At 71.3% G+C, this 3,535-nt stretch carries 2 protein-coding genes; both read right to left on the bottom strand.

From position 1 onward, the window contains the following. Nucleotides 1-79 precede the first annotated feature (79 nt). On the bottom strand, nt 80-277 hold the full coding sequence (locus E1295_RS47585; protein WP_132641925.1) for a helix-turn-helix domain-containing protein: 198 nt from the start codon (nt 275-277) through the stop codon (nt 80-82). A gap of 348 nt (nt 278-625) precedes the next feature. Further along, nucleotides 626-3,214, bottom strand: a complete 2,589-nt coding sequence (locus E1295_RS47580; RefSeq protein ID WP_166427791.1) for an AAA family ATPase — start codon at nt 3,212-3,214, stop codon at nt 626-628. Nucleotides 3,215-3,535: the final 321 nt, after the last annotated feature.

The following is a 3,535-nucleotide window of genomic DNA, read 5'->3' as shown; positions in this document are numbered from 1 at the left end:
GGTGTGGCGAGCGGCAGGCGGGCGTCGAGCAGGTCAGGCCAGTATTCGGCGATCCACTCGAGGTCGGCGCGCGGGTTGATCATCGGGTGGTCACGCTCGCGTTGAGGTAGGAGCGCAGCGCGGAGTCGGACACGCGGAAGCTGCGACCGACGCGGATGGCGTGGAGTTCGCCGGTGTGGATGAGCCGGTACACGGTCATCTTGGAGACGCGCAGGCGGGTGGCAATCTCGGGCACGGTGTGCATGTGCTCGTCGTTAGAACGGGGCGCGGTCGTCATTGTGGGTTACCTCGGTTTTCTGCGCGGGTGCCGCTGCGAATGCGGTGAGAGGGTGGTCGCATTTGTGTGAGGCGAATACGGAATATCGGCGTGGTTTCGATATGTGGTGTGCGCTTCTTTCGTGGAGTTCGCGGCCGGTTTTGCTTTTGATGAGGTCGTACGTCGCGCGGCCTTGGACAAGTGCGACGGCTTCGCCCATTTCCGTGAGGGCGGTGGGGTCGCATCGGACGGGTAGGGCGGCGGCGTCGGCGTCGAGGCCGGCGAGCACTACGGCGCGGCATGTGGGGCAGTGCCGGAGGTTGGCGGCGCGGGCCCATTCGGCGCGGCGCGCGGCGAGCCATGTGGGGGTCACCGTGGTTGCTCGCATAGCGGGTGGTGGGTCTGGCCGGGGGTGAGCAGGACCATGGTTTCGCCGCAGCCTTGGCACGGCGCGGTGGGTTCCCACCGGCGGCCGTTGGTGGCTTGTGGGGGTACGCCGGGCGGGGGTTCGGCGGCCGAGTGTGCGCCAGTGCGCCACCCCCCTTTAGGGGGGCGCACTGGCGCACTCGCCGCCGGTGCGCTGGCGCACTCTGGCGCACTCGGCGCACTAGCGCTGTGACCTGCGGTTTCAGTGCGCCGGGCGTCTGGCGCACTCTCTGCCGATATATCGTGATCTTTGCTTATTGACGCGAAAGTGCTCGGCGCACTCGGCGCACTAGGTTGACCTGCGGAGACGCTATTGACTAGGTCGCTGAAATCGTCCCTTTTCAAGATCGCTGGCGCACTCGTGGCGAGCTTAGAGACGTCCTTCACGTGATACGCCGACCCGCCCGAGCGGCCCGGCGTCGTGCCGAGAACGCCGTTCGCCACACCGCGCCGCAGTGCGCCGCGCACTGCGGCGCGGTTGTGCTCGGTGTCCTTGAACGCCGCCTCGATCTGCCGCTGAGACTGGCCCGGCGCGAGCCCGAGGTGATCCACCACGGCGCGCAGCGTCTTGTCGGCGGCCGAGTCCTTACGGCTGCCGCCGGCCAGTGTGAGCCGCCGCGTGGGGGCGTCGAACGCGAGCAGCGATTCGGCCACGTCGACGTCACGCCCGTACGCCGAGAAATAGCGGGGCGCGTTCGGCTCGGATTCTCCGTCGTCATTCTTTTCGCGCACCAAACGCCATTCGACGTCCGGCCAGTCACGCAGTCTCGACGCGCCGCGGGCGCGTTCGCCGGTGTGCCCCATGTGGTGAACTAGCACGGCTTCGGAAACGCCCGCCTCTTTCAGCATTTCGTCGAACGCGACGAGAAAACGCCCGGCTTCTTTGTCTTCGGACAGGCCGAGCGCGTCGAGGATGGGCGCGAGGCAGTCGAGCACGACCACGGTGGCGCCGGCCTGCCGCAGCGCTGCGGCCCACTCGGATCGGGTTTCGGGGTCGAGCAGGTCGAACGACGACAACCGGCCGCGCAGAGACACCACGGCCGCCGCGCCCGCGTTGGCGATGTGCTGCTCGCGCAGCCAACGACGCACCATGGTTTCGTCGAGCTCGTCGTCGAGCAGCACCACGCGGCCCGCGAACGGCTCGACTGTGTGCGCGCCGAGGAACGGGTCGCCGTCGACCAGCGACCGCACCAGGTTGCCGACGAGCGTGGTTTTGCCCGCCTTGTACTGCGCGGCGAGCACGACCCGGCCGCCCTTGGGCCATAGCCGGTCGATCCGGTAGGCGACGGGCTCGTCAGGCACCGACAGGAACTCGTCGAGGGGGACGATCACGGGCCGGGGCGCGGCGGCCTGGCGCTGCTTTCTGGCGAGCCGCGCGGCTTCCTCGCGCACGCGCAGCTTGCGCAGTTCGTGGGCGACTTCCCGCTCGAACGCGAGCCGGGCGAGTTCGTCGGCCTCGGGCTGCTCGACGGGCTGCTCGACGGCCGCCGCGGTGTGGTGCTCGGCGCGGGGCGTGGCGGGTTGCTCGACGGCCGAGGGCGGCGTCTGCGGCCGTTCGAGCAGCAGACCGTCGAACTCGCCGCGGGGCGCCCGCTCGTCGACGGCTTGCCTCACCTCGGCCGCGTCGGCGAACACGGTTTGCGCGACCGCCCACGCGAGGATGCCGCCGAACTCGGCCCGAGCCTGCCCCGGCGCGAGAACGCGTTCGCTGCCGTCGCGGCTCACGGACATGACCGCGGCGAACGCCGTCGACAAGCGGTGGGCTGCCTCGACGGCCGGGTACAGCCCGGCGGCGGCTTCCCGCATCGCCCACGCCGCGGCGGTAAGCATGGCGTTGTGGCGGGATTCGCCCGCCCGCACGGCGGCGTCGAACCGGTGCAGTACGCCGGTGAGCAGCTCGGGCCGGGCGCCGCCCTGGTGCGTCTTGAGGAACGCGGACACCTCGGCGTCGGTAGCCGCGTCGGTCGCGTCGGTGGCGTCGGGCAGCGCGTCGGCGAGCACGTCGGGCAGCTCGGGCAACATCCCGGTGCGCTCCCACGCGTACCGGCCGCCCTCGGCCGCTTTCTCGTGGGTTGACGGCGCCACGACGATGATGCCGTTCCGGCCGCGGACTTCGCCCCATGTGCGGCCGAGGGTGCCGGCGGAGTTGCCGAGGGCGCGGTCGCAGGGCGCGGCGTACAGGTAGTGTCCGCGTTCGGGGTCGTCGACGCGGGTCGACTGCATGGGCCCGGGCACGGTGAGCAGCACGGCGCGCAGTAGGTCGGGCAGCTCGGCGGGCCGGTCGACGTCGAACGCGATCGCGCCGGAGCGGCCGACGTGCAGGGCGAGCGCGTGGTCGGCGCCGGCGAACCACGCGATGATTGTTTCGGGGTCGCGTGACGTCTTGGCCGGCCAGCCTTTGCCGAGCACCGAACCGGCGTGCTTGGTCTGCCGGTTGACGGGCAGCACGTACCAACCCGCCTTGGCGTAGGCGAGTGCGGCGCCGAGGGTGTCGTGCTCGGTGTCGACGTCGGGGATGTGCAGGTCGGTCACGCGGAGCCCTGCGCAGGGTGGTTCATGTGGGCCCCTTCCGTAGTCGTTACCGGTGGTGCAAGTGCCTGCCCTCGGGCTCGAACCGAGGTGACCGCCAAAGGCCGGTGAGGCTGGCACCCCTTGCCCGCCGCTTCCAGTCGACGGGCAAGGGGTGGCCGGGTGCCTGCGCGCCCGGGCACGGCTGTGGGGGGTGGGCGCGCAGGCGGTCTAGTAGCCGAGCGCGGCGCGTTGGGCGGGGTCGAGCGCGGCGAGCGCGGCGGCCTGCTCGGCGGGCATGCCGGGCGGCGGCGTCCATCCGCCCGCGGCCGGGGCGGGCGGCGC

It is taken from the genome of Nonomuraea mesophila (assembly GCF_004352805.1).
Lineage (GTDB): Bacteria > Actinomycetota > Actinomycetes > Streptosporangiales > Streptosporangiaceae > Nonomuraea > Nonomuraea longispora.
The sequence above is the reverse complement of the archived record's forward strand: the minus strand, read 5'-3'. Positions and strand labels throughout refer to the sequence as shown.

What these genes read in the sequence shown, in the direction of transcription:
- E1295_RS47585 (WP_132641925.1), bottom strand. Translation starts at nt 277, where the DNA reads ATGACGACCGCGCCCCGTTCTAACGACGAGCACATGCACACCGTGCCC.